The sequence below is a fragment of the Symplocastrum torsivum genome (genome assembly GCF_059505465.1).
The window spans coordinates 13,075-39,219 of the sequence record NZ_JCACKQ010000048.1 but is presented as its reverse complement, the minus strand read 5'-3'; the positions used below and the strand labels follow the sequence as shown (position 1 = coordinate 39,219).

General features: G+C 44.3%; 19 protein-coding genes and 1 pseudogene. 6 read left to right on the top strand and 14 right to left on the bottom strand.

What is annotated here, in order from left to right; genetic code table 11:
- Positions 1–125: 125 nt before the first annotated feature.
- The 3 genes from AC5JL3_RS16305 (at position 126) to AC5JL3_RS16295 (ending at position 5,860) form a co-directional block, all read left to right on the top strand.
- A complete protein-coding gene (locus AC5JL3_RS16305; protein ID WP_496075477.1) occupies positions 126–2,342 on the top strand; it encodes a CBS domain-containing protein in 2,217 nt (738 codons plus the stop codon).
- Between the two features lie 335 nt (positions 2,343–2,677).
- Positions 2,678–2,941 carry a hypothetical protein gene (locus AC5JL3_RS16300; protein ID WP_496075476.1) on the top strand — a complete coding sequence of 88 codons (264 nt, stop codon included), beginning with the start codon at positions 2,678–2,680 and terminating at the stop codon, positions 2,939–2,941.
- Positions 2,942–3,301: 360 nt separating this feature from the next.
- The gene (locus tag AC5JL3_RS16295; RefSeq protein WP_496075475.1) at positions 3,302–5,860 is read left to right on the top strand and encodes a two-partner secretion domain-containing protein; all 2,559 of its coding nucleotides are present in this window, start codon (positions 3,302–3,304) and stop codon (positions 5,858–5,860) included.
- Positions 5,861–5,954: 94 nt separating this feature from the next.
- Here AC5JL3_RS16295 and AC5JL3_RS16290 read toward each other — a convergent pair whose 3' ends face one another.
- Positions 5,955–6,296, bottom strand: coding sequence for a 2Fe-2S iron-sulfur cluster-binding protein (locus tag AC5JL3_RS16290; RefSeq protein WP_496075474.1), 342 nt, complete (start codon positions 6,294–6,296; stop codon positions 5,955–5,957).
- 3 nt (positions 6,297–6,299) lie between these two features.
- Positions 6,300–6,677, bottom strand: coding sequence for a calcium-binding protein (locus tag AC5JL3_RS16285; protein WP_496075473.1), 378 nt, complete (start codon positions 6,675–6,677; stop codon positions 6,300–6,302).
- Positions 6,678–7,007: 330 nt separating this feature from the next.
- On the opposite strand from AC5JL3_RS16285, the pseudogene AC5JL3_RS16280 reads away from it, so the two are divergent.
- Positions 7,008–7,868: pseudogene (locus tag AC5JL3_RS16280) on the top strand (Npun_R2479 family HD domain-containing metalloprotein).
- A 199-nt stretch (positions 7,869–8,067) separates the two neighbouring features.
- On the opposite strand, the gene AC5JL3_RS16275 reads toward AC5JL3_RS16280, so the two are convergent.
- The 8 genes from AC5JL3_RS16275 to AC5JL3_RS16240 all read right to left on the bottom strand — a co-directional run bounded on the left by AC5JL3_RS16275 (position 8,068) and on the right by AC5JL3_RS16240 (position 18,172).
- Positions 8,068–8,847: an ion transporter gene (locus AC5JL3_RS16275; protein WP_496075472.1), complete on the bottom strand. Its 780-nt coding sequence runs from the start codon at positions 8,845–8,847 to the stop codon at positions 8,068–8,070.
- Positions 8,848–8,862: 15 nt separating this feature from the next.
- Complete coding sequence (gene mutL / locus AC5JL3_RS16270; protein ID WP_496075471.1) at positions 8,863–10,623, bottom strand: DNA mismatch repair endonuclease MutL; 1,761 nt, start codon at positions 10,621–10,623, stop codon at positions 8,863–8,865.
- A gap of 132 nt (positions 10,624–10,755) precedes the next feature.
- Complete coding sequence (locus AC5JL3_RS16265; protein WP_496075470.1) at positions 10,756–12,255, bottom strand: sensor histidine kinase; 1,500 nt, start codon at positions 12,253–12,255, stop codon at positions 10,756–10,758.
- Positions 12,252–12,755, bottom strand: a complete 504-nt coding sequence (locus AC5JL3_RS16260; RefSeq protein WP_496075469.1) for a Rab family GTPase — start codon at positions 12,753–12,755, stop codon at positions 12,252–12,254. Before AC5JL3_RS16260 ends, AC5JL3_RS16265 begins: the two co-directional genes overlap by 4 nt.
- Before the next feature lie 69 nt (positions 12,756–12,824).
- Complete coding sequence (locus AC5JL3_RS16255) at positions 12,825–15,248, bottom strand: OmpA family protein (RefSeq protein ID WP_496075468.1); 2,424 nt, start codon at positions 15,246–15,248, stop codon at positions 12,825–12,827.
- A gap of 194 nt (positions 15,249–15,442) precedes the next feature.
- On the bottom strand, positions 15,443–16,054 hold the full coding sequence (locus AC5JL3_RS16250) for a hypothetical protein (protein ID WP_496075467.1): 612 nt from the start codon (positions 16,052–16,054) through the stop codon (positions 15,443–15,445).
- Positions 16,055–16,387: 333 nt separating this feature from the next.
- Positions 16,388–17,518 (bottom strand): aldo/keto reductase, encoded by a 1,131-nt coding sequence (locus AC5JL3_RS16245; protein ID WP_496075466.1) that lies wholly within the window; start codon positions 17,516–17,518, stop codon positions 16,388–16,390.
- Between the two features lie 147 nt (positions 17,519–17,665).
- Positions 17,666–18,172 (bottom strand): bifunctional nuclease family protein, encoded by a 507-nt coding sequence (locus AC5JL3_RS16240; RefSeq protein ID WP_496075490.1) that lies wholly within the window; start codon positions 18,170–18,172, stop codon positions 17,666–17,668.
- Between the two features lie 297 nt (positions 18,173–18,469).
- On the opposite strand from AC5JL3_RS16240, the gene ribE reads away from it, so the two are divergent.
- The gene (gene ribE, locus AC5JL3_RS16235; RefSeq protein ID WP_496075465.1) at positions 18,470–19,159 is read left to right on the top strand and encodes a riboflavin synthase; all 690 of its coding nucleotides are present in this window, start codon (positions 18,470–18,472) and stop codon (positions 19,157–19,159) included.
- A 105-nt stretch (positions 19,160–19,264) separates the two neighbouring features.
- Here ribE and AC5JL3_RS16230 read toward each other — a convergent pair whose 3' ends face one another.
- Positions 19,265–20,179, bottom strand: coding sequence for an alpha/beta hydrolase (locus AC5JL3_RS16230; RefSeq protein ID WP_496075464.1), 915 nt, complete (start codon positions 20,177–20,179; stop codon positions 19,265–19,267).
- Between the two features lie 153 nt (positions 20,180–20,332).
- On the opposite strand from AC5JL3_RS16230, the gene AC5JL3_RS16225 reads away from it, so the two are divergent.
- The gene (locus AC5JL3_RS16225) at positions 20,333–22,018 is read left to right on the top strand and encodes a M14 family metallopeptidase (protein ID WP_496075463.1); all 1,686 of its coding nucleotides are present in this window, start codon (positions 20,333–20,335) and stop codon (positions 22,016–22,018) included.
- A 46-nt stretch (positions 22,019–22,064) separates the two neighbouring features.
- Here AC5JL3_RS16225 and AC5JL3_RS16220 read toward each other — a convergent pair whose 3' ends face one another.
- From AC5JL3_RS16220 to AC5JL3_RS16210, 3 genes are all read right to left on the bottom strand, one after another.
- Positions 22,065–22,466, bottom strand: a complete 402-nt coding sequence (locus AC5JL3_RS16220) for a BON domain-containing protein (protein WP_496075462.1) — start codon at positions 22,464–22,466, stop codon at positions 22,065–22,067.
- Between the two features lie 675 nt (positions 22,467–23,141).
- On the bottom strand, positions 23,142–23,756 hold the full coding sequence (locus AC5JL3_RS16215; protein WP_496075461.1) for a Uma2 family endonuclease: 615 nt from the start codon (positions 23,754–23,756) through the stop codon (positions 23,142–23,144).
- A gap of 179 nt (positions 23,757–23,935) precedes the next feature.
- A complete protein-coding gene (locus tag AC5JL3_RS16210) occupies positions 23,936–25,888 on the bottom strand; it encodes an adenylate/guanylate cyclase domain-containing protein (RefSeq protein ID WP_496075460.1) in 1,953 nt (650 codons plus the stop codon).
- Between the last annotated feature and the right edge of the window lie 257 nt (positions 25,889–26,145).

The following is a 26,145-nucleotide window of genomic DNA, read 5'->3' as shown; positions in this document are numbered from 1 at the left end:
TCATTGAGTGTATCACAGCGTACAATTGCCAGCATTACCCTGTTGGTGCGAGTTCATCAGGCTTGTACCATGCTGTTACCCTGTGCAACATAATGCTGTGCAAACGCTAGTCTATAGAATTGCTCATGCAGCCTAACGGTCTGCCCCTCCAGCCTTTAGCTTTATCACCTGCGATCGACTCTCATTTCCTGACAGTGGCTCCTGATACTCCACTGCTTGATGTCTTAACACTAATGAGTCGCTTTCGCAGTTGTACGCTGCCTGCTGACAATTCCAACAACAAAGCTGATGAAGCCTACACGCAGATAAATAACATTAGCTGTGTTGATCAGGAATGGCAGACAGTAATTGATGTTGTCGATACCGCAGGTGGTTGTGTCTTAGTAACCCAGGATGCACGGCTATTAGGCGTATTTACAGAGCGAGATATTGTTAAGCTAACAGCGGCAGATATTCCTTTAGGAAATCTCAAAATTGGCGACGTTGTAGCGCAACCCCCGATTAGCCTTAAGCAATCAGAGACTCACGACATTTTTACAGCGCTTGGGCTGTTTCGCCAACACCGAATTCGCCACTTACCAATTCTGGATGAGCAAGCTCGACCTATAGGAATTGTCACTCATGACAGTATTCGCAGAGCCATGCAAGCCGTCAATCTGCTGACACGGCTGCGATATGTCAAAGATGTGATGACAACCCAGGTTATTCATGCGCCAGTCACAGTTTCCGTGCTGCATTTAGCAAAGCTGATGACAGAACATCAGGTTAGCTGCGTTGTTATTTGTCAGTCGTCGGAAACTACCAATAATGAAGAACAGATAATCGATAACAAACAACTAATCCCCATTGGTATTGTCACAGAGCGAGACATCGTGCAATTTCAAGCACTGGAGCTGGATTTGTCTCGAATGCCAGCTCAAGATGTGATGAGTACGCCGTTATTTTGCCTTCAACCCTCAGATTCTTTGCGGCTTGCTCATGAGGAGATGCAACGATATCAGGTACGGCGCTTAGTTGTCTCAGGTAGCAATGGAGAGTTGGTGGGGATTGTTTCCCAAACAAGTTTGCTGCAAGTACTGAACCCTGCGGATATGTACGGAGTCATTGAGATATTGCAGCAGGTGGTGGAAGAGCGAACGTCTGAATTAGAGAAGACAAATCAGCAGCTACGCCATGAGATTATCGAGCGCCAACGAGCTGAGTCAGAGTTATTGAAGGCGCATGATCAATTGAAAATCCAAGTCGAGGAAAGAACGGCTCAACTTACTCAAGCGAATGCCCAACTCAAGCAAGACATTCTTGAACGCCAGCGGGTAGAAGCAGCCTTACGGCAAAGTGAAGCGAAATTAAAACAACAAGCGACCAAGCTAAGAAATGCTATTCAGGAACTGCATTCTTATCAGGCTCAGCTAATTCAGACGGAAAAAATGTCTTCTTTAGGGCAACTGGTTGGTGGTATCGCTCACGAAATTAACAATCCGATTAATTTTGTTTACGGCAATATTGCTTACGCGAGTCAATACATTCAGGACATTTTGCGGCTACTGCAACTTTACGCCCAGCACTATCCTCAACCTGTGTCAGAAATCCAGAAGATTGTGGAGGAAATAGACTTGGATTTTGTGAAAGCTGATCTTCCCAAGCTCTTTAATTCCATGAAATTAGGAGCCGATCGCATTCGTGATTTAGTGCTGTCGTTGCGGAACTTCTCTCGTCTGGATGAAGCTGAGATGAAATCTGTCAATCTGCACGAGGGTATTGATAGCACTCTGCTGATTTTACAGAACCAACTGAAAGCAACGGCTGGACGTTCTGAAATTCTAGTAGTCAAAGAGTATAGCAATCTACCGTTAGTGGAATGCTATGCAGGACAGCTCAACCAAGTGTTTATGAATCTTCTCTCTAACGCGATCGATGCGCTGGAAGAATCTAGAATACTGAATGCAACATTTATGCTTGGCAATTCACAACTCCCAGTATCTATGCCGATGATCACAATTCGTACTGGGATTGAGGAAGTAAACCAGGAAGAAGCTACTTTGAAATCCTCATCTCATCCTAAGGGAAAGCCTTTAGCACTTACTCCTCATGCTGTTATTCGCATCACAGACAATGGTTCTGGGATGACAGAAGCCGTGCGTCAGCGTCTTTTTGACCCGTTTTTTACAACAAAGCCGGTAGGAAAAGGTACAGGTTTGGGTTTATCAATTAGCTACCAGATTGTCGTCAAAAAACACGGTGGACACATAGAGTGTAATTCCACGCCTGGGCAAGGAACTGAGTTTGTGATCACAATTCCAATTTCGCAACGGAATCAATCCACTGGATTTGCGATCGCATAATCTGAAAATAGGTATTAGGTGTTAGATCGTAGGAAATAGGGATTTCATCGCCATGTTTGTGTACTCCTGTTCATGGTTTCTAACTTATCAAAGGTAAAAGGGTAAAAACTTTTCCCTTTACCCTTTTCCAAAAACTGCTAGTCAAACAGGCAATGCGAGATGCTCTCGGCAGCTTATCGTGCAATGCCTAAGCAAATAGTACCCTCAAGGGTACTATGAAAGCCTTACAGAATTGACCACAATCTAGACATCGACGATTCCTTCTACCCAAACGTGCTGGGAGTCAGGAAACGTACTAGAAACTCAAATAGTGAATACAAGAGGATAAATCTACCATGTTTGAAGCACAGGAAAAACTTGTGGAGACTGAAAAGACACAGCAATCATACACCGAAATCGAACAGAAGCTGCCTGTAATTCTAGGTGATATGAAAGCAGTATTGGAAAAGAACGGCATCACAGGGCTTAATGTAGTTGAGTTCAAACTTGTGAAAGATGAAGATATTCAACTGCAAGATGAAGGCATTTCGGTTCGATCATCACCAAATGCTATTTGTTGCAAAATATTTGGTTTTACTCGGACTTGTGGACGTTGCTGAATCTAAAGCATTCTGTTCTTCTGCAAATACATCGCCTTGGCTCCGGCTTCTAATGACATCTAAGACTATGGAGGGAGGAGCTATTTTTAAAGCAGGACTTACACAATCAACGCATTAGCTCTCTAAATCTGGTGGCAATTAGATTGATTTATGTTCCTCAATATTAGGGAACAAAATAGTTGACAAAGTGTAAGTCCTGTAACTTTAATTTTTTCTAAATTGTAGTAAGCAGTGGTAGCTAGTTAAAAGAACCGATAACCTGCTGATTCCTTGGTTTTTTTAGGCAAGAAAAGAATCGTTTAAAGTGCTAAAAATTGTAGATAATTAGTCAGTTTCCTTTGGTTAAAAGACTGATTTTCTATGAAACAATGCCTTTATCCATTTGGGATTGCTGCTGGGATTGCCTTGTGTTGCTTGACCCCTACAACCCCTACCCAAGCTCAAGTTGTTAAGGACACAACCCTTAACACCAGCGTCACCACCCAAGGCAACATCACCACTCTCACTGGCGGCACCCAAGCAGGAAGCAATTTGTTTCATAGCTTCGACCAGTTTTCTGTAAGCAACGGGAACACAGCTTACTTCAATAACACCACAGACATTCAGAACATCATTAGCCGAGTAACGGGTTTGTCCAACTCTAATATTGAGGGGACTATCCAAGCTAACGGCACCGCCAACCTGTTTTTGCTTAATCCCAACGGGATTATTTTCGGTCCCAATGCCTCACTAAACATCGGTGGCTCTTTCCTGGCAAGTACAGCAAGTAGTCTGGTCTTTGCTGATGGCACCGAGTTTAGTGCCACTGCCTACCCAACCACATCCTTGCTAACCATAAGCGTGCCAACTGGTCTGCAATTTAATGGAACTGCGAGTAGTATCCAGAATCGCTCGGCTGTCAGTGGGACTGACAGTACAGGTGCAGAATATGTCGTTGGTCTTCAGGTACAACCTGGTAAAACCTTAGCGCTTGTGGGCGGTGAAGTGGTGCTAGAGGGAGGATATCTGAGAGCAGAAGCTGGACGGATTGAGCTTGGTGGTGTCGCTGGAACGGGTTCGGTCAGTCTCAACCCAACAGCACAAGGCTGGGTTTTGGGATATGAGGGAATACAGAACTTTCAGGACATTCAAGTGTCTCAGGGAGCTTTGATGGATACCACTGGTCAGGGGGGCGGCGATATCCAGGTACAAGGCAGGCGTGTAATCCTGACTGAGGGTTCACAGATTACTAGTACAAACATTGGGTCAGAACCGGGAGGGACTTTAACTGTTGCTGCCTCGGATTCCGTCGAAGTGAGCGGCACTTCACCAGATGGTAAGCGCAATAGTGGCTTGTTTACTATAACTGAAGCCGGAAGGGCAGGTAACATCACAATCAACACTCGGCAGTTGATTGTCCAGAATCAGGCTTTTATATCAACAGAGACGCAACCAACAGCTACTGGAGCAGGAGGAAATTTGACAGTGATTGCCACCGAATCCGTAACTCTCCTAACAAATAGCTCCTTGCTTACCCAAACTGTGGGCAGCGGAAATGCTGGAGACTTGAGGATTGAAACTGGACAGCTAATTGTCCGTGATGGGGCAATGGTGTCAGCTTCGACTTTTGATCAGGGAAAGGGGGGCGAGATTTGGGTCAATGCTTCTTCTGTTGATATCTTTGGGGTTGGCTCTGATGGGATTTCCAGTGGATTATACACATTCACCGATGGCACAGGTCAGGGAGGTAATATCACAGTTGATACCAGGGACTTCCGGGTAGCAGACGGCGGGTTAATGAATGCTTTGACCTTCAGTGAGGGGAATGGTGGGAACATCACCGTCAACACGGATACTTTTGCCGCAGTTAATGGTGGTCAACTAGTCACCACTACCCGTGCCACTAGCCCTAACGGGGGAAATGCCGGGAACATCATCGTTAATGCTACTGATAGCATTATCCTCTCTGGTAGCGATCGCACTTTTGCTGAACGAATTGCCCAGTTTTCCACAAGTGTTGCTAATGAAGGTGCTGCTAGCGGGCTATTTGCTAACACCACTCAAGGGTCTACAGGTAATGGCGGTGATGTGAGGCTCAATACTAGACAGCTAAACATCAGGGATGATGCTCGTGTAACAGTGAGTAGCCTTGGAACAGGTAATGCAGGTAACTTGCTGATTATCGCTCCTAGCTTAGTCAAGCTCGATCAGGGGACTCTGAGTGCGGAAACGGCAAGTGGTGAAGGCGGTAATGTCACGATTGAGCAGGTTGGAAGCATCCAGCTACGCAACAACAGTCTTATCTCCGCTAAAGCAGACAGCAGTGGGAACGGCGGCAATATCAATATCGACACTGACACATTAGCCGCCCTAGAAAATAGCGACATCACAGCCAATGCTTTCGACGGAAAAGGCGGTAGTGTCCAAATCACAACCCAAGGACTGTTTCTTTCTCCAGATAGTGAAATTACTGCCAGTTCCGAACGGGGCATAGATGGCGTGGTAGAAATCAACAGACCAGATGTTGACCCCAGCCAAGGATTAGCCAACCTACCAACTGAAGTCGTTGATGCCTCTAACCAAATTGACCAAACCTGTGCGGCTGGAGGTTCTGTGGCGAGTGGACAGAGCTACTTTGTCATTACAGGTTCAGGTGGCTTACCCGACTCTCCCAACGAAGCTCTTAGTCCTGATGCCGTTTGGGAAGATTTGCGTTTCGTTGAGAATAGGAAGCCGTCGCTATCACAGCCGACTGTGCCCGTACAATCGTTAGCAGCAACTAACAACCGACAACAAGCCACAAACAACAGACAACCGACGATTGTAGAAGCCCAAGGGTGGGCACTCAATCAAAAAGGAGAGGTAGTACTCACTGCTACTACTCCTACACCCGTGCTTCATAGTTCTTGGCAAAAGCCAGTAGCTTGTCCTCGGTCTTAATATTGGTGTACACCTTCTTGGTGTTTGGGTTGTTTCTTGTGGGATGGGCAACTTGCCTGTTCAGATTATGCAATTTAGATGCATGTCAGTGTATTTATTGAGCTTGAGCCGTATCTGACTTAAAGTAAAGTGACGATTTATATAAAACTTGTTCTTGGTGAGTTTCTAGGGCGCAATCAGACATTGGGTAAGCGACACAAGTGACTGTGTATCCATCTGCTATTTCTGAGGGTTGTAAAAACTTTTGCTCACTTTGATCAACTTTACCACTAACAAGTTTGGCGATACAGGACGAACAGGTTCCTTCCCGACAACCAACGGGTAATCGAATACCTGCTTCCTCTGCCATGTCTAGAATGTACTGATCGTCTGGAACTGATATAGTGCGATCGAGATTCACTGCCGAATTCACTAATCGAACTTGATACACTGCCATTGGTTAGTCTTCTCCGAACTCGTATCCCATACCAACCCAATAGTGCCAATCTTTGACTGCTTCTTGAGTGTCGTCATCCGCTTCGATAGGCTCAATGTCAGATAGCGCCACAGAAAATACATCTTCAGCCGTACCTTCTTTGTAAAGCACCTCGACAAAAATCTCCCTCTGGCAAGCCTCCTCTGGGGACATTTTCAGTACCTCAACGTCTTCGCTTTTTGATGTGCTTCCCCCTGTCAACCACTTAGCCTTAAAGGGAAAGTTGAGCTTATTGTCGAGGTAGTAGTACCAACCCATTGCCTGTTCTTCTTCGTTGTAGGCATCGACAATGATCTCCATGTCAATGCGTTCCTCTCGGTTTTCGTCTCTTTCAATGGACATAGGGCACTTGATGCAGAGGACTGAACTCAGACTATGGTAAGGCTATAGCGCGATCGCATTTACCCGACTTTGCCAAAATTTTCAGGAACTACTCTACCCAGACACTAGTGCAAGAAGGCTGAAGCCTGAAGGAATATTGCGCTTGTGCAGTAAGCTTTTTAACCTTTTTCAACTGGATAGTTATTTCCGCCAAGCTGCACTAGTTACTGACTTTTGATTGAGATTAGTCTTATCCCCGCCAAGACATACCACAACGCTACCAACCTTCCCTTGGTATGCGTTAGCATATCTTTAACTTTTACCTAATTTCCCGTAACATCTAGGGTATCAATGTTTAATCCTACCAAGCTTTTAATTGAAGCTTTCATCCCCGAATTGAAGGCGGCTTACGACTCGGCTTATAGTAACCTGAAGCCGGAATATGCCAGTATTATTGCCTAGGTAGGGAACATGGCTTTAGAGAATATTGCCAATAGTAATGCTCTTTACCACAATGTAGAACATACTATTTTAGTAACTTTGGTAGGGCAAGAAATCTTGCGAGGAAAGCATATCCGTGAAGGTGGAGTTTCTTGCGAAGATTGGTTGCACTTCTTAATTTCTTTAGTATGCCATGATATTGGCTATGTCAAAGGTGTTTGCCGACAAGATCGAGTGGATTTAAGGGTGTATGCTACAGGTGAAGGTAACAATACCGTCACACTTCCTCCAGGTTCTACCGATGCCAGTTTGACTCCTTATCATGTTGATCGAGGTAAACTTTTTGTTCAAGAGCGATTTGGTGGTCACAATATAATTGATGCTCAAGTTATCAAGAAGAATATTGAACTAACTCGCTTTCCCGTGCCTTTGGATTCTGATCATCAAGATACTATCAACTATCCAGGTTTAGTTAGAGCGGCTGATTTGATTGGTCAATTGAGTGACCCACGCTATCTACAAAAGACGGCTGCATTATTTTATGAATTTGAAGAAACAGGGGTGAATAAGCAATTAGGTTATCAACATCCAGATGATCTGATTTACAGCTATCCCAAGTTTTACTGGAATGTTGTTTATCCTTATATCATTGATGGCTTAAATTATTTAAAGCTAACTCAAGAAGGAAAGCAAATCATTGCAAACCTTTATTCCCATATCTTTGAAGTAGAACATAATCGCGCCTCTAAGACCCCTGTGATCGCATCCTAGAACTGCTAATCTTACTGAGTTTATCCTAAATGTAGGTTGGCTTTAAATCAATCATTAATTGTACGTTCTTGCCCTAAAACGTAAAAATTAATTATATAGGAGTTCTCAGTTAAATAAGGTACAGTTAAAGGCTGCAAAACAAGTGCTACTAGTCTGAAAAGAAAGCTGATGGCTGATAGCTGACAGCTTTCTGCTATATTTAAACCTTGTCCAACTTGCTACCGCAGATTTTGCAGAACTGAGCATCAGCATCATAGAAGGGCAAACGACAACCGGAACAAGCTTTCTCTACCTGATTAGCTGTTTTGAGTAGTTGCTTAATCAAGTCACCCAATTGCCAAGGAATCAAAGCAATCCCTGTTAAAATCATCAGGACTGTCATTAGGCGACCGACTTCTGAAGTTGGGGTAACATCACCAAAGCCAACAGTTGTCATTGTTACTACTGAAAAATAGAACGCATCCAGAAATGTTCCGAAATCCTCAGCATTAACCCTATGCTCAACTTGGTAAATCAACCCAGAGTAAACAAAAACAATAGTAAATAAAGTAAATAATATTCTGGTAAAAATGACACCATCTTCACTGCTTATGCGTAAGAAATAGATTTTGAGATCTATAAATCGAATTAATCGTAAAATTCTGAACCATCTAAATATCCTGATAAACTGTATATTGTTTAAACCCAAGAAGAAAGGCAGTATTGCGATTAAATCAACGAAGGAAAAGGGACTAAAAATAAATTTTATTTTGTCAATCGCATAATAAAGCCGAATTAAATACTCAATGACAAAAACTACTAAAATTAATGTATCAATAGTATCAAGACTAATGCGAACAGGCTCCGGAAGAGGATAAGTTTCTGCTACGAAAATAAGTGAAGACAGCAGAATGAATCCCATAATGAGCAAATTAATTGCTCTACCGACGGGTGTTTCAATATCTTCCAAATAAAAGGCAATTTTTCGTAAATTTAGCATTAGGAAAACTTTGAATTAAATGCCATGACTTTTGCCAATTACCCAATGACGGCGGAAGAAACGGGCAAGTGCTGACTCTTCCAACGATAAATAAATTGGGCGTCCGTGGGGACAGGTGCGAGGATTACGAGTGCTTTTCCATTGATCTAACAAGATTTGCATTTCTGGCAAACTTAGCGCTGTGCCATTGCGGATAGCACTGCGGCAGGCTGTTGCGACTTGAGCAGTTTGTAAATCTCCGCCTAAACTCAGTTCCAAAAGAGCGTTAGCACAATCCCCTCGCTTTTGCAGCATTTCTGGGGCGTTGCGTACTGCCCACAGTTGCTCACCAAAGGGTTCGACATCCAAACCTAATCGCTGAAGTTGCTCAACTTGAGTAGTGGAGAGATTGCTGAGAATCACTGGAGGTTCTAAAGGAACTAACTGCCAGCGATCGCATAACTGTTCATACAATACCCGCTCGTGGGCAATATGCTGCTCTACCAACCACATTCCCGTAGGATGTTCTGCCAGGATATACATATTGTGAACTTGGGCGATCGCTTTTAGGGAAATTAGCCCAATTTCAGCAGCATTTTTGGCAGATTCTTCAGCTTGCGGTGCAGGTTGTATTGATCGACTGATGTGATAGGCTCCTTTTTCTTCCGATACTTTCAGCAACTTTTCTACCCGTTGGGAGTGAGTTGCTTCTGGAAGATTGGTTGGACTGAGGCGCAAGGCTTGCTCAATTGCAGAGGATACTTGTTCTTTCCAGTAGGAGAGTGAGTGTAAGTAAATTTCTGCCTTAGCTGGATGACGATTCCAGTCAATTTGGCTGGGGCAAATTTGGAGGTGGAGGAAACAAATTGGGTAGCGATCGCGTGGACAAGTGCGTGTCAATGCTGAAAGAATTGTCTGTTCTAATTCAGGCGATCGCACTAAGCGTCGATTCGTCGCTACCTTTACCCAATCTGGGCGTCGTCGATGGCAGCGATCGGGTAATCCTAATACAAGTTGGATTTGAGATAAGGGGATAGATGGAGGAGGAGAGGCAGGGGAGGTTGAGGGGAAATTTTCCCTCTCAGATTCCTCACTTTCTGAAGGGGTTGGTACTTCTAGCGTTAGTTGCTGTAAGTCGGTTAATCGCACCTGCTTCAATATTTGCGGCAAAATCTGCTGTGCGGTCTTACCTGGACTGATAGTAAACCAGGGACGCTCATTTTGCTGCACTTGCCAGGTAACACAGGGATGGCAGAGGGCAATTTGATGAATTGTTGCTTGGACAATTCTCAGTTGTTGAGTAATCGTTGGTAGCCCTTTACGGCGTACTGGCCAACTACCAAATAAATCAGAGACAGTGACAACTGTACCCGGCGCGATCGCTACTGTCTTACTTTGTAGCGGTTCACCTTGAGAGTCATAAGTCACTCGCCAACCCTCAAACGTCCCCTTGAGTCGGCTCAAAATTTCTAAATCTGCCAGTGCTGCCAGACTATGTAACGCTTCCCCGCGAAATCCTAAACTGGTAATCTTCCATAAATCATCACTGGTACGGATTTTGCTCGTACTGTGAGCAGAGGCGGCTTGCTGCAAGTCTTCCAAGCTCATGCCAGAACCATTATCTGCCACTCGTACCCGCCATTGATCAGACCATACTGAGACAACAATACGGCTTGCATGAGCATCGAGAGCATTTTCCACGAGTTCTCGCACAACTGCCGCCAGGGAGTCAATTACCTCACCAGCAGCAATGAGATTCACTACCTCTTGGGGTAGGGCTTGAATACCAACGCTCATAAATTCCTATTGTAGGCGGAGGCGCAAGATGGGGGAGATGAGGGAGTAATTTCTGCCCTACTTTCCCCATCTTCCTTATGTCAGTACCATTCAACTTAAGTTAGTGAACAGTTGTGCAAGAAATAATCTTCTCTAACTATCCCAGGGCAAAATCACTTTAAACGTTGTGCCAATCCCAGGTTCACTCTCCACAATAATCCTGCCACCATGCAAGTCCACAGACTTTCGGACAATGGCTAAACCCAGTCCAGTACCGGGGATATTACCCACATTCTTTGCTCGATGAAATGACTCAAATAACCGCTCTAGGTCTTCTGTCGGAATGCCTATTCCTTCGTCTTTCACCTCAAAAAGCACCTCTTCCTCTCTACAATAACAGCCAAAGAGGATAGTCGTATCTTGAGGAGAATACTTAATTGCGTTGCTCAATAAATTCCCGAAAATGTGAATTAGGAGTTTTTCATCCATACAAGCATTGCGACAGGAACCAGAATAGACAAAGGTAAGTTTGTGATTTACACCGATACCGAGTTGTAGTTCTTCAACTAAATCACTGCAAAAATCTTTGAGTACTAAGGGTTTAGGATTGAATTCTAGCTTTCCAGCCTCTACTTTGCTAAATAGAAGCACATCATCTAAGAGGCTTGTCATCCGATTTACAGCCGATTCAATCCGCTGGTAGTGTTTATGCTTTTTCTCTTCAGTCCATTTTTGACCGTAAATTTCTAGTAATTCTGTAGAAGAAACAATAGTAGTAAGGGGAGTCCGAAATTCATGGCTTGCCATTGAAACAAAGCAAGATTTAAGTTCTCTAAGCTCTCTTTCTCGTTCGAGGGCTTTAATCATTTCAGCTTCTACACGCTTGCGATCGCTAATATCTCGACCGATATAAACGAAGTGTTCTAATCCCTCTACTTCTGTTGGAATTGCTGAGCAGGAAAAGGCAACAGGAATTTCTTCTCCTGTTTTAGTTTGACAAATAACTTCTACATCTTTCAAAGCTTGCTCTGGCTTTGAAGAGGATAGGGTATTTATTTTTTGTAGAAATTCTTTACTTTTGATTAATATTGAAATAGGATTGTTATCTAATTCGTCTTCGCTATATCCAAATAAATCTTGGGCAAACTTGTTAGTTTTTTTTATAATCCCTGATGCTGTAGTTACTAATACAGCATCAGCCATTGATGTGATAATTTGATTTATATAATTTCTTGAAGCCGTTAAGGAACTTAATAAAAGAGCCGCTTCGTTAGTTCGTTGGACTAAGGTCTGCTGCAAGACCATTTTTTCTGTTACATCTTCAAATACAATAATTAACTGACTATTCCCCGATTCTTTGTCAAAATGCCCACTGATATATAAGTCAAAGTATAGCGGAGAATTGGGAATTCCTGAGCGAGTAATTCCTGTTAATTCAAAACTATCTATTTGACCCTCTATAAGCTCTAGAAGAGTTGCTTCAAGTCCTACTAATTCAGGAAAAGCAAGGCGAACATCGTTTTTATGCCTGACTTCAGAAGGACAATCGGCAAAACCTCTTGAGCCAGACGATGCTTCCAAGATGATTAAGTTTTTATCAAGCACCAAATACTCATAACGAGATGTTATGAGTTTTTTAATAAGAGAATTCATACAGGAGATATTATAGATTCACCTAATTTGTTAAATATTTCATCCACATATGAGCCTGTTTTAGCAGAAGTTTGATAAATTCCTAATACTTGATCTGAATATTGAAGCTGAACTAAATGAGTGATTTTTGCCAACTTTTCCTCTTCGACTAAATCAGATTTGTTTAAAGCAAGGGTAATAGAGCCTTTAGGGTTAACAGAGGAGAAGAGTTTAATATGTTCAGAAATTCGCTCAACAGTCTCCTGCCGTGTAACATCGGCAACAATGACTGCGCCGCTTCCCCCTTGTAAATAAGTGGGTGCGATCGCCTTAAATTTAGTATGACCCTCTAAGTCCCAAATGAGCATCTGTAAATTCACGGATTCCAAAGTTTTCCGTGAGATTTTCACACCGACTGTAGAAAGGTACTGATCACTAAACTGTTGCTCGACAAAACGGCGAATTAGACTAGTTTTGCCAACTCCAAAGTCGCCAACTAAGCAGATTTTTTTTGATATCATTAATGCTGCGTCTAAATTTTATTTTCCATTGTCAGTAGCTACCAGATCCTGATCAAGGATAGCTAATGCTTATGGTGTGACAATCTCAAATTCTACACATCTACTGAGCTGAAGTGGTTGATCACGATCAAGACCGATAGGAGAATTGGTTGTCCCTTCAACTTGCAATCGCTTGGGATCAATACCCTGCTTGACCAGAGCATTCCTCACCGATGTCGCCCGTTCCAGCGCCATTTGCTGATTTTCTGTAGAAGTGCCGATCGCATCACTATGACCTAAGAGCCTCAGTGCTGTATTGGGGTACTGCTCCAGAAACGACTGAATTTGAGAAACCTTTGAAAGTTCGGCTGGTTTCAACTCAGAGGAACCTCCATCAAAGTAGATGCGGGAAGCGAATGCTTTAGCTTGTAACTCTACCGTGTTGGTAACTGTTTTAATACCGGGAATTTGCTGAAAGGCAAGTGTAACTTTTTTTGCATCAGCCTTCTGAAGCACTACTCCCTGCACCGTAACTTTGCCCTCACGGTAATCTGCCAAAATCACCGCACCATCCATTTGATTCAGGATGTCACTAACTCGCTTCACCTCGGCTGCCGTTGACACCGGATCGGGTGGGACTTCGACAGGGATGATGGTATTGTTTATTTTCCGTTTCGGTTGAACTGCCTTAGCAATTTGTTCAGCTTTTGAGCGGAGGTATTGATTAGGCAGCTTTCCAGAAAGCTTCAGGGTTCCTCGCGAGTAGTCTACTCCCAGACGATAAACCGCTAACTCTGGCTCGGATGCCAAAGCATAGCTAGTTTCTGCCTCAATGCGCTGGCTAACCCAACCGCGATATTGATAGATTCCCAAGGATAGAGAAATTGTACTTAGCACGGCAAAACTGATGAGCAACAGGGTAGTAGGAACTTTGCCTTTTTCCTTCTCATTAGAGGTTGTGCTAACAGTTACCAAGTCTCCTAGAATCTCGTGTATCTGTTCGGGTACATTAGCGGGGTCGCCATCAAATAACTCAATCGCTCTACCATGATCTTGAACGATAGTTCCTAAAGCACCCCGCATCTTCCCAGTAAATGCCTTGGGCGATTGTCCTTGAGCCACGACTGCCAGATAACAGTACCCCGCCACTTCTAGGGTGATTTTGGAATTACCATAGTCGATCTGATCGATCTCCGAGACTTCCCCACTTTGAGCGATACAATCATTCACAAAGCTGCGAATTGCCGTGAGCATCCCGGCTACCATGTCCGACTCTAGGCGCTTGCTATCTAAGCGTTGTACGTCAGAAATCACCAATCCAGAGCCTTTGTGAATTAAAAAAATAGCTTGGACGGTAAAAGGCATTGCCTCCTTGAAGATGAGTTCTGCCTCAGAAACCCCCTGCACCTTGGCACGGATTTTGCGTGAAATTCCTTCTAAAGAAAAGGTATTTTCGACCTTCTCATTGATTGATTTAATGGCTTGGGCCATGTACTTAGAAATCGTACTGCCAATAACGGGATATAGTGCATCCACCATCGCATCCCGATCTAAATTAATTTGTTCTTTAATGGCTGTACCCATTTCTGGTCCAAGTGCCTTGGCGAAGTCTCCTGGAGAGTCGTTTACCTGTTGGGCAACGGCATCAGGTAGAACGGGTGCCAAAGCAGAACTAAGCGCTCCTTTATCCTGTTGCGCTTTAATCTGAATCATTTCATCAGTAAGAGGAGCGATCGCTTGAGCAATTTCTTTCCTCGCTACAGCCACTTTTAGAGTCAAAACCTCTGTGACTAAAGGCAGGAGTAAATCAGTTAACTCTTTCGGTTCATAAATCTGATGTTCGAGACTTTCTAGTTTCTTTTTAAAATTTGTGATCGCCTGACGAGCATCCATGACTTCTTGAGTCAGAAGCAGACGTTGCCAACGCTCAAAAAGTTCGATTGAATTCTGTACCTCTTTATCACTAGTTGATGCAATCGATTGGCTTGAGTGATTGTGTTGAGCTTTTTGCCAATGAGACTGAATGAGCCGATTGAATACTTCTTCAGACGGCTTGTCTGAGTTTTCTGGCTGATTCAAATTCTCCTCAGACTCAACGGGTTGGTGTTTAGACTCATCTTGTTGCTCATCTTGCCGAATAGGATGAGATAGCAGGTTTTGCAAAGCTTCAATCGCCTTAAGAGAATCATCCGCTACCAACTTGTCACCATTGCTTTGCTCTAAAGAGGTGAGCGAGTGAACGGGTAAGGAGGTTAAAGGTGTTTCATCCTCAATTGAAGTTGAGGCATTCTCACTGTTTTCCGTTGGCTCAGGCGAAGCCTGGGGGGGTGAATCTTGCTGTTCCTCTACCAATTGAGAAGTACAAGCTTTATCCTGAGTGCTCAGCTCCCTCTCATCAGGAGGTGATTCCTGTTTAGGTTCCGTAGTAGAGTTAACTACCTCTAAATCAATTAATAAATCCAGCAAGCTTTGTAACGGGGAACTGCCAGATGGATTTTCTTTTGATAAAGCCATACCCTGAGCTGCCTCACCTAAATCTTGATTGGGTTGGTAGATGTTGCTTGAATGAAACGGAGCTAAATTTGTTTGAACTCCTAAACAATCAATCCTACAATTCTACCCAAGAAAGGGTTTAGGTTTTAGAGCTTAGAACTTAGGTTCTAGATTGCTGTTTGTCACCTACCAACTATCCCCTAACCCATGCTACTTCACTCGGAAACTTTGCTAGCTTCTATTACTAAAGTATCATCCGATCCATTGGTACGAGCTGATTCTTTGAGTTCCGGAGTAAATTCCGCTTTTTTTATCCTTAAGCCAAGCTCAAATAAAATATCTGCTACATCATTTCTAGAAAGCTTTGCGTCTGTGAGCAGTGAGAACCGTTTTTCCAGTTCATCAAAGACCTGAGACTTGAGATTTTGGGTATCTTCTTGAAGCTTTTCTCTCGTTTCTGAGAGTTCTTTGCGAATCGAGCTAGTCTGGGAAGCAACGGTTTTATCTATTGAATCAAGACTGCTAGAAAAATTCTTGTAAGTTCCCTCAATTAATTGTCGAACGTCTGCGTTATCTTTCTGGGACGTGAAGCTGAGAGACTTTATTTTTTCCTCAAGAGAGTCAACAGATATTCGGAGTTGTGTCAAACAATCAGACTTGGCTTGCTCGGTGCGATCGCGCATCTCCTTCTCTAGAGAGGATAAGTGAGATTCTAGTTTATCCAGGCGGCTATCATATTCTTGCAGTTTAGAGCCAAATATTAGATCACGAATTAGTTCAATATTGCCTATTCTTTCCCGCATTTCGTCTCTGGTGATTTCACCCATTTTTTCCATCCTATGCTTACTTGTTATTGTGTACTCAAATCCGAATATTATCCTGTTCAGTTAGCAAGTAACGATGCAATCCTGCTTGACTACTGAGCCAGTTTTCAAAAATACATCAAATTGTCTCAATTTTAAGACTAGACAGGAATCATGAGCTTTTGAAAAGAGCCGTCAGTTGTGTCGCGGCAATCCTTGTGCTTCTAATGGTAGAGGGATCGTAATATCTTCTTGATAAAAGCCTCTAAAGACATCCTGTTTTCTGGCATTCCCATGACTATAACAAATACAAATTTTCCTTGGTGATGCTACACATTGACTTCCCCATAACAAGTATTATTCCCAAAGTCGGCGTCGAGGTTGTCCGTTAAGCCGTTGATGGGTATCGGCGAGTAAGGCAGGAATATCTAGCTGTTCGGGACAGCGAGGTAGACAATCACCGCAGCTAGTACAATGATTTCCCTTGACACCGGGAAACCAATGACCAGCGTTTTCAAACATTTGATAGCGGTATTGACTAAAATTGCTCATCTCGTAAGCGACAGCTAAATTCCGCAAGCGCAGAACTTCTGGAATCTGAATTGTTTCGGGACAAGGTAGACAAGCATAGCATTGGCTACAGTGGTCAGTGCCTAGAGCCTCTTTCGCTTGCGCTTCCAGACGCAAAAACGCCTCAACTTCCAGTTCTGTTAGGGGTTCATCTTGGTTAGCAACAGCAAGAGGTGCTATTAGTTCAGTGGAATTAGCAGGGCCAATACTGAGGGTAGTGATTCGGCGATCGCTTAATAAAAAGCGATAATTCAACTCTAGTGGTGAAAAGGGCGCACACAACTGTTCTAGCTTCTGTGGAGGGGTATAGAGTTGCCCTCCCTTATCTGCCGGAGAGATGATAAAAATGCCCATATCCTTGTTGTGGGCTAATTCAATCGCTGCTGCATTGCGTTGAAAAAAGTAATAGTAATGAAGGTTTATAAATTCAAATAAATCTGTCCTAATCGCTGCCAGAATGACATCTAGTTGAGCGTGAGTTGAAAAGCCAACATGGCGTACACGACCATCTGCCATAGCTTCTTTTACAGCTTGCATACAACCTGTAGGAGACTCAACCCAAGCCAGGTGTTCCCAGGTGTTGATGCCATGAATGGCTAAACAATCCAAATAATCGAGTTGTAGACGCTGTAAAGACTCCTCTAACCACTGCCGCATCAAGCTAGCATCTGGCGTTGGTGGTAATTTGGTGGTGATGTGTAGCTGCTCTCGTGGCACCGACGACTCGGTTTTTAGAATCTTGCCAAGATACTGCTCACTCTTCCCATAACCTCTAGCGGTTTCAATATGGTTAATTCCTCTTGCTATTGCTTGGCAGACGGTAGTGTGAGCCTCTGACTCAGACGCTAAACAGCGCATAGTGCCTAGAGAAAACACTGAAAGAAGCAAATCAGTTTTCCCAAACCGTCGGTAACGCATTTTAGCTATCAGCCGTCAGCCGTCAGCTTTCAGCTTAGAAGAAATAAGGGACGAGGGTTGAGCGTTAAAGTTATCAAAAGAAACCGAAGGAAGTTTTACTTTAAGCCAAAGCAAATTTATCACAGCTGACAGCTAAAGGCTCAAAAGCTAGGCTTCGCCACCCGTTTTAAATCCTTTACGCTGGGAAAAATCTTCAGGGCGGATGTTGGAGACAAACTCCCGGAAGGCACGTCGTTCTTCTTCGTCAGCGTCTCTATCAACGGGGATCGAGGCATCGGCAATGACTTCTTCCATAACCCAGATTGGGCTATCTGTACGCAATGCGATCGCAATTGCGTCACTGGGTCGAGCATCGATTTCTTTTTTCGCCTCACCCTGACGGACACAGAGAATGGCGTAGAACGTATTATCTTGGAGCGCGTGAATAATAATCTTCTCCAGACTCATGTCCCAGCCTTGCAGGAGGTTCACGAATAGGTCATGGGTAAGTGGTCGGGGAGGTGTTTGTTTCTCCAAGGCGCTGATAATTGCCTTTGCCTGATCTTGCCCAATGTAGATTGGTAGGGCACGTCGATCCGAGGCATCCTTCAGCAGGACAATCGGACTCTTGGTGACGGCGTCTAGTGCAATTCCAGCAACTCTCATTTCAATCATCAGATTAGCCTCTAGAATACAGTCGGCATCGGGGGCATCAAAGCGGAGCGGTAAACTAGTACTGGACGGTTTAGGACTGGAACAAACTTCGCAATCTGTCCAAATTACTTCACCAGTCAACCGTAAAATCAGCCCTTGAAAACCTAATTTTAGTGGGGATCAACAAGGTTGTATTCTCCAAGTATGCCCCAGTCTCAGGACGTTTGCGCTGGGACTTCACGAAAAAAACACAGATTATTACTGAATATTTCACTACCACCCGCCCAGTCGCACACGCTCAGGAGTCGAACAAAAACAGTGTTTACAGGATTAATTCAAGCCCTGGGTACGATTCGCCCCTTAGGAGGCGATCGCTTCGATATCTCCTGCCGCCCTGATGCCTCGCACGTAATCTTACAAGATTTAGCGATCGGTGACAGCGTTGCGGTTGATGGAATCTGCCTAACAGTAGAAGAAATCTTACCACAAGGGTTTGTAGCAACCGCCTCTGATGAAACTTTACGTCGTACAACATTAGGGCAAGAGCATCGCTCAGCTCCCTATGTCAATTTAGAAACATCAGTACGTGTTGGGAGTAAGCTTGGTGGGCACTTTGTCACAGGTCACATTGATGGCATTGGCTGTCTCCAGGAATCAGTAGAAACACCTAACTCATGGGAACTATCCTTCACCGCACCCGTTTCCTTACGTGACCTCTGGCAGCACCAAATCGCCCGCTATCTTGTTCCCAAAGGGAGTGTCGCCGTTAATGGTGTAAGTCTAACTATTGCCGATTGTGACCCCCAAGGAAGCTGGTTCAAAGTCGCCGTCATTCCCCACAGTTATGCTCAGACCAATCTGAGCTATTTACAGATTGGTAGTTGGGTCAATTTAGAGGGCGATATCTTAGGCAAGTATGTTGAGAGATTGCTCGGTCATCAAGTCCCCTCATCTAACCACCAAGAGGAAATTTCACCGACATTTCTGGCTGAACATGGGTACCTGTGAGACGAATAAGCCCTTGTGCTAACTCCCTTGGCGATACTTGTGGACAATTGAAGACTTAGAAACAAAAAAAGCGGATTGCTGAAGATGGAACAACCGCTCATTTCATTACCCCGATGGCTGGGCTAATTGCCCTTGTCTTGCTTGAGCTTGTTCAACCAGCCATTGAATTGCTTGTAAGTATTGAGCGCCACCAAGTTCCTCTACATTGTGATGTCCTGCTTCTGGCACTAAAAGCAGTTGTTTCGGTTCGGTTGCTGCTGTAAATAAGAGTTGGCTCATCTGCGCTGGAACAACTGGATCGGCAGTACCGTGAATAAAGAGGATAGGCACTGAAAGCGATCGCACTTTAGAAAGAGAGTCAAATTGCTGATGTAAGAGTAACTTCACCGGAAAGATTAAGAATTGGCGATAGAGATGAGCCACCATTGAACGCATCGCTGTGAAGGTACCCTCTACAACCAATCCGGCAATATTTGGGTGCCGTAGTGCCAAGTCAATTGCGATCGCACCTCCCAAAGAATGACCATATAGAAAAATCCGTTCTGGTGGGATGTGCCTGACTTGAGTCAAGTAATTCCAGGCTGTTTCTACATCCTCATAGACAGTGGACTCAGTGGGAAACTGACCTTCACTATGACCATATCCGCGATAGTCAATCAGCAAGGTGGAGAAGCCCAACTGGTGAAACCAAAACGCACGCTTCACTTCATCACCAACATTTGAGCCATTCCCATGTAGATAGAGCCATACCTTGGCTTCGGGGGCTGCACTCGCAGGAATCCACCAACCATGAATGTGGCTTGTTTGATCAGAAGCGGTTGAGACAGGTAACCAGACTTCTTCGTAGTTTAAATTGAAAGCTTCCGGTGTTGTCCTGATAGCACGCGGTGGCTTGAAAATAAAGTACTTTTGCCTAAACCAGAGGAATACACAAGCAACACAATATGCGATCGCTATTACTCCCCCAACGATGAGGAGGAGTCTTAATAAGAGTTGCCAAAAAACTTCAAGCACAGTCATTCTTAGGGATTGTTAATCAAGCCTGGTTCTTTACCATCCACATTTTATTGGCTCTATCTCTCTTGTAAAACGCAAAACCTAACCCGTGATAGTAACCGATAAATGTAGGTGAGTGATATCGTACATAGATTCAGCGACAGGTGCAGATGAGAGATGCCAGACGTTCGGTTCGATAAGCTCTACCGCTACGAAGACTTAACCCAGATTCTCCATGCTTACACCAAGGAATTTCCTCAGCTCGTCAGTATCGAAAGCATCGGTAAGAGTTACGAAGGGCGTGACATCTGGCTGATGACAGTCACCTGCTTCGCCACAGGTTCAGCCACAGAAAAACCTGCCCTTTGGGTTGATGGCAATATCCATGCAACGGAACTTGCGCCCTCTAGTGCCTGCCTTTACCTTCTGCAAACCTTAGTCACAAGTTACGGAACTCACCCCGAAATCACCCGTTGTCTGGATACTCGCGCCTTCTACATTTGCCCTCGTGTCAATCCGGATGGTGCGGAGTTAGCGTTAGCAGACAAGCCGAAATATATTCGTTCTGGGACTCGTCCCTATCCCTATGATGAGGAACATCAAGACGGGTTGGTGATGGAAGACATTGATGGCGATGGTCGTATTTTAATGATGCGAGTCCCTGATCCGAATGGGGCATGGAAAGTTTGCCCGACAGAACCACGCTTGTTAGTCCAGCGTGAGCCAACCGAAACAGGAGGAGAGTATTATCGGCTACTACCGGAAGGACGAATCGATGATTACGACGGGGTTCTCATTGATATCCTGCGTCCTAAGGAAGGGTTGGACTTGAATCGTAACTTTCCTTTCCTGTGGCGACAGGAGTCTGAACAGCAAGGCGCTGGTGCCTATCCGACATCGGAGACGGAAGTGCGATCGCTAGTTCAGTTCATTACCAGTCATCCTAATATTACAGGTGCGATCGCTTTCCACACCTTTAGCGGCGTTCTCTTGCGTCCCTACAGCCACCTCAGCGATGAGGAATTTCCTGTTAATGACCTCCGTACCTACCAGCGCATCGGGCAAAAAGGAACCGAACTCACCGAGTATCCCAACATCTCTGTCTTTCATGAGTTCCGCTACGATCCCAAAGAAGTTGTCACAGGTACCTTCGATGATTGGGCTTATGAACACCAGGGTATATTTGGCTGGACAGTAGAAGTCTGGAGTCCTCAGCGCCAAGCCGGAATCACCGAGTATAAATACATCGACTGGTACCGAGAACACCCTTTAGAAGATGACCTTAAGCTGCTGCGTTGGAGTGACGAAAAACTTGGAGGAAAAGGCTACATCGACTGGTATGCCTATGACCATCCCCAACTCGGTCAGATTGATTTAGGGGGTTGGAATGCGATGTATGCGTGGACAAATCCACCTCCAGAGTTTTTGGAGAAAGAGATTGCCCGTTTCCCGGAGTGGCTAGTGTGGCATCTACTCATCTCACCCAAGCTGGAGATTTATGAAGCGAGTGTCCGTCCTCTGGGGAATAGCACCTATCGTGTGCGACTCGTTGTACAGAATACAGGCTGGCTACCGACCTACGTTACCCAAAAAGCGCTGGAGAAAAAGCTTGTGCGCGGTTGCATCTGTGAAATTGAGCTACCTGAGGGAGCAACGTTGGAGATGGGGAAGCAGCGTGAAGATTTAGGTCAATTGGAAGGGCGTGCTTACAAACCCTCTGCCCCTACCAGGCGGCAGGGTGATGCCACTAAAGACAGGGCAAAGGTCGAATGGGTAGTCTCTGCTAACCAAGGTAGTGTTGTCAAACTGTTAGCCCGACATGAGCGGGCAGGAGTTGTCCGTACTGAAGTGACGTTGACATGATCTACTTTTCTGCTGTCTTTTGAGTTGAATTGCCCAGATAAAAGTCTTAGGCGGCAACTGTTACCTGAGTTGCGTCTACAGCCTCAGTGCCATCAACTTTGGCAGCTACCTCTTTAACCTGACTAAGGATTGCTTCACTGGGTGCAGAGCCTTCAAGAACGATAGTGCTACCCTTTTGGGTAATGTGCAGGCTTTCAATGTCGTCAAGGCTAGGCTCTTGATCAAGTGCTTTTACAACGCGCTTGGCTAAGCCCTGTTCGTCATATTCGCCTTCAAGCCCCATATATTCTGGAGGTGACGGCGGTTGATGGGCTGCGGCTTTCTCTCGGAGCGCCAAATCATACTCACCCGTCAGCCCTGGATTCATTTGCTCCTCAACGGCTTGAGGACTAGGGTTATTGTTTTCTTGGCTGCTAGTTTGTCCAAAGTGCCTTTCTGACCAGCTCATTATTTATTCTCTCCTAGAAATCTGTAATTTACGATACATAATTTCTTAAGAGTGTTGCATCTCTTAAAAGAGGTATTCACTTTATAGCAATCAGCACTCAGCTTAAGAGCGGTCAGCTTCCAGTCACATAGGCTCCGGTTAAGGAACTTGGCTTCCGTCGATGTCCTAACCTCAGTGGCTACTGCTACAAGTAAGGAGGGTGGTGTCTGCCAGAAGCGAACCAACGAGGAACTGCAAAGAAAGCTGTCGAGTTCTAATAGATTTGTAAAGCTTTAGCGACTCCTGTAAAAGCATATTGAATCTCATCAGGGATTTTGTTAGAAATAATACGGAAATTTACGGCAAGGTATAGCCATGCTGAAGTTCTTCCAGGCAGCTCTCTAAAAAGAAAATTCCCCCACTAGCATTGAGCCAGTGAGGGCATCGTCACACACACTGAAAATATCAGTAAGACTTGTAATACCGCGAGTGTTTTTCTAATGTGATCTGAGCGCTCGCAAGTATTACAGGTTGCCAAAAATGTATTAGTACAAAATTGGAGTCGGTTACGCGATCGCAACCAAGGCGAGTCCCGTTGGTTCAACCTGTCAACCTGTCTCAGGCTCTAATCTCTGGGTTGAGACTAAAATGCGATCGCCTCGGAGTAGGGTTCTCATCACCAGAGAACACCATTTTCTAATTCCACACCCGACGCAAATTCAACACAAAACCCGGTAACACGGCTTCACCCGACAATTCAGCCGGATTCTCCAACACTTCCACATCCTTACCCGGTCGATAAATTTCTACCCGCCGATGCTGCGGATCGAGTAACCAGCCCAGTTTCGCGCCATTGTCGATATACTCCCTCATTTTATCTTGCAGAGACTTGAGGGTATCTGAGCTAGAGCGTAACTCAACCACAAAATCCGGGCAGATATTAGCAAACGTTCCTTTTTGTTCTGGAGTAAGTGCCTGCCAACGTTCTCGACTCACCCAAGAGGCGTCGGGGGAGCGAGTCGCACCATTGGGTAAAATAAAGCCAGTTGAGGAGTCAAAGGCTTTACCCAAATCTTCGTTTTCTTCGTACCAGCGATCGAGTTGTCCAGTAAGGCTGCGGTTACGCTCTCCAGTTTCCCAGCCCGTTGGTGGGTTCACGATTAACTCTCCTTGTGCGGTTCTTTCCAGTCTCAAGTCTCGGTTAGCTGCGGCTATTGCGGCAAACTGTTCCTGGGTGACTAAAAGCCCAATTGTCTTAGGCAACTCAATCAATAGGGTTTTGTTTTCGGGACTGGTGGGTGTCTGTACCATCTTGACCTCTTACACAATAGGGACTAGGTGAATGATACCTACCCTATTAATTAACAGATTCTATAGATGAAAGGAGGATGAAAACCTCGCACAATATCTTGTTTGGGCACACCCAAATCGACTAATTCCAATCGAAGCCGTTGTATCTGAATTAGTTTTCATCTCCTTTGGAAAAGGTTCTACTGTTTTACCAAGTTAAAATCTTCCATCCTTGACCATTCCTCTGGCACTTCATGCTCTTGGTAGTACTCACAGCGTTCAATATACATTTTTGTAGCTCGATCTTGGGGATTGATTTGTAATATTTCTTGGAAAATCTGGTTAGCTTGAGCGAAATTTTTCTGACTATAAAGTAGAAGGCTTGTCTCAAAAGCTGTCTTAGTTTTATTTTTGAGTTCAACTATCGTTGCTGGTTCTGCATCATAAACTTCAAATACTGAAACTGATTCATCTCTTCCCTTTACTTTGACTTGACCCAACCACCTATAGCTGTACTTTGAAGGAGGGAGCTTAAAGAGAGTTTCTCCACTAATCAAAATCCCAGCGCCATATAACTTCGTTAAACCTTCCAAACGAGAGGCTAGATTAACCGCATCAGAAATTACTGTAGTTTCCATACGCTCTGGTTCGCCAATAGTACCCAGCCTTAAAATCCCAGTATGTAAGCCTACGCCAATTGCAATCGGTTGGCAGCCGTTCTTGAGGCGGTCTTCATTATAAACCGACACCTCACGTTGCATTTCTATAGCCGCTTGCAAAGCGGCTTCAGCAGACTGTTGGGGAAAGAGTGCCATAATGGCATCACCAATATATTTATCAATGATGCCACCCTGATTTCTAATAGCTGGACTAACTTTTCCTAAGTAGTCATTAATAAAATTAAAGTTTTCTTGGGGAGACATTTTTTCTGACATTGTTGTGAAAGAGCGAATATCAGAAAACATAATTGTCATCTCTTTGCGAACCTGATCGCCTAATTCAACATCGATAATGCTTTTACCGAGGAAGTCCAGAAAGTCACGGGGCACAAAACGACTTGCAGCCGCCAAAAATTCATCTTTGAGTTGAGCCAAGTGCTGTAAGTGGGCATTTTCGGCTCTTAATCTCGTCCAGTGGAAGGCAAGGATTACTACCGCTGTTGCCATTCCTAAGGCAGTAGAATACAGCCAGATAGAAGTACGAGTGTTGGCGTTGATTTGCTCGATGACAGTGTTTTCAGGAATAACCACCACAATCAACCAGTCCAAGCCGTAATCATCCGTTAGGGGAGTAACTTGGATAAATTGTCTATCTCCATTAAGCTCAAACTCAAGTGGATTACTTCGGTCAATTTTGCTAAGATCACCAAACTTTTTTTCGAGATACTTTACCGTGCCTCGAATAAAATCATCCTCGCTCTTGAGTACCTGATTAGGCTCTATTTGCGTGCATTGATTACCTGTTGATTTGGCTAGTGGCTTTCCAGACCTATCGGTAATAAATAGTCCTCCTATTTCTAACTTATCGTTTTTCAAACGCCTGAGGAACTCATTGACTTCGCAAGCTAAGAAGTCGCTTCCTAAGACGGCAACTAGCTTGCCAGATTTATCGTAAACAGGGTAGGCGGCTGTAACGACAGTTTTTCCACTAGAAAAATCAGTGTAAACATCACTCCAAGTTGGTTCGCCTTTCTTCTTTGCAAGCTGATACCAAGGTCTCCTCCGTGGATCGTAGTCTTCTAAAACTCGCCGAGATATTGTGAAATTAAATTTCTCTGCTGTTGATTCATTAATGATGAGCCTCAAGTTATTCTTTTCCCGTTGCTGCCATTCAGCCCCAAACATATCTCCTTTTACATTACCAACGTAGGTGTTATTGATTTCTTTGGAGTTTTGAAGCTGCTTGGAAAAGAAGCTTTCCATATCCTGAAAATCTTCCAAATCAAACAAATCTGACTCGATCGCGTTAGCGTTAGCTTGATTAACCTTGTGAGGAGTTTCTAGATAAAATTTAACGTTGTCTTCAATTCTGTCAGTGATTTCACTACGCAATTGAGTAGCAAGGTTTTTAATATCCTTTTGTCTATCTGTATAGGAAAGATAGCCTACGAGTGCTAACAGAGCAAATGGTAATGCAAGTACGATGCTGGACAAAACTTTTCCGGAAAGTTTAGAAACTGATCGGGTTAGAAATTGAAATAACATAGTCGGAGTACCCAGCTTAAATCGAATGGCACTGACGATACACCCCAAATAGAGCCTATGGCTTGTAGTTCGACCACAGATTCAGTGATGTTAATGCAAATTTTCTTCAACCTCAACACCTTGAACAGCTTTGCGATCGCGAATTATCTGCTTCACTGTTGATATCAGCTTAAAACAAGCTATTTCAAGGCGTTTCAGTTAAAATC